This is a genomic window from Micromonospora sicca (assembly GCF_003172935.1).
Lineage (GTDB): Bacteria > Actinomycetota > Actinomycetes > Mycobacteriales > Micromonosporaceae > Micromonospora > Micromonospora sicca.
Genome location: NZ_QGKS01000045.1, coordinates 1 through 1,446, shown reverse-complemented (window position 1 = coordinate 1,446; position 1,446 = coordinate 1). Strand labels below are relative to the sequence as shown.

The window sequence follows — 1,446 nt, the reverse complement described above, 5'->3', positions numbered from 1 at the left end:
GGGAAGGCGTGCTGGAGGGGGTCGCCGTGGGCGATGGAGCGTTGCACAGCGCCGGCTCGTTGACCACGCGGACGTAGCCGTACCCTGCGATCTCCAGCTTCCAGCGGTCGGTCGGCTTCACCCAGTCTTCCGTGATGTAGGTATTGCCGGGCAGCGCGGTGCCGGTCAGCTCCTCGCCGCGCTGCTTCGTCAGCTTGTACTGGCGGGCCCCGTCGGTCGCGTTCTTGATCCGCAGCGTGACCTGGTACGGGCTGGGCCGGCAGTCGATGATCAGGTTGAAGCTCGCCGTCGTGGTGCCGCATGCCTTGAGCGCGTCGGGTGAGACCGAGGCAGAGGCGACGACCACGCCTCCGACCGTGACGTCCACGCTGTAGCCGCCGATCGTTTCCCGGACGACGCTGCCGCCGGCCGGGATCGTGAACACCGGGGGATACGGGGAGGCGGTGTCGTTGGTGATAGCGGCTTCGATGTCGGCTGAGGTGTGATTGGTGACCGTCCAGTACACCCAGCTGTTGCCGTAGGCGGGCTCGTAGCAGGGGGACGACACCGTCACGTCCCCTGTGGCGGCCTGGGCCGGGGCTGCGGCGAGGCCGGCGAGCGCCAACACGAGGGTCGCACCGGCCAGGACTGAGAACAGGAACTTCCTCACGTCTTCTCCTCGGAGACTGAGGGGACGACCCGGCTCCGCCAAGCGGAGGGAGCGTCCATGTGTGACGGCAGGTTATACGGAGGGTCGGACAGTGTGCCCGAGCCGATTTCAGCGTCCGTTGACGACCCGGAGTGACCCTCGGATCACACTTCCTCAGCCGCGCATAATTCCGACTATTCGCAGGCACGTGTCCGCTGCCCGGCCGAACTCGTGCCTGTTCGTGCCTGCGGTAGCCCTGTGAAACCCGAATACGGTGGACGCATGATCTGGATCGATGGTCACGAGTACGGCACCGCCGCCGAGATTGCCCAACGGCTCGGCCCCGACGTCACCGCGGCCCGGGTACGCGATTGGGCACGCCGCTCCGCCAACCCTGCCGACTCGCTCCACGGACTTCTGCCTCGCCGCCACGTACCCGGAAGAGGTCGAGGAACCACCTGGTACCGCATGGCACAGGCCGCCAACGTGGAGCGGATCACCCGGCTCACCAAGGGCGGCCCGGCTCGCATCGGGACATCAAGCGGCCAAGCGCGCCGAGTTGACGTCCATGCGCCCGTGCCCGAGGATGGCATCACACATTCAACGTCAGGTGGAGTGTGCCCACAGCCCGAGCGGCGCGACCAGCGCTCCGGGCTGTAGTCGTATCGGGCCCTACACAAGTGCCGCCAAGGTGCTCTTGACGGGTACCTGTTTCCGTGTCCCACTTCCCCGCAGTGGGTGCTGCGCGCCCAAATTCAAGACGGAGCTCAAAGTCAAGGCGGAACCGATGAGCGGTGCCGCCTTTTTTGGTGCCCGCC

1 protein-coding gene and 1 pseudogene are annotated in these 1,446 nt (G+C 66.8%); one reads left to right on the top strand and one right to left on the bottom strand.

Annotated elements, in window-relative coordinates; genetic code table 11:
* Positions 1-607 (bottom strand): hypothetical protein (locus tag DKT69_RS00295; protein WP_146230942.1); only part of this gene is annotated, 607 nt, incomplete at its 3' end.
* A 303-nt stretch (positions 608-910) separates the two neighbouring features.
* Between DKT69_RS00295 and DKT69_RS39335 the strand changes: the two are divergent.
* Positions 911-1,159, top strand: a pseudogene (locus DKT69_RS39335) (hypothetical protein); the annotation flags it as partial.
* Positions 1,160-1,446: the final 287 nt, after the last annotated feature.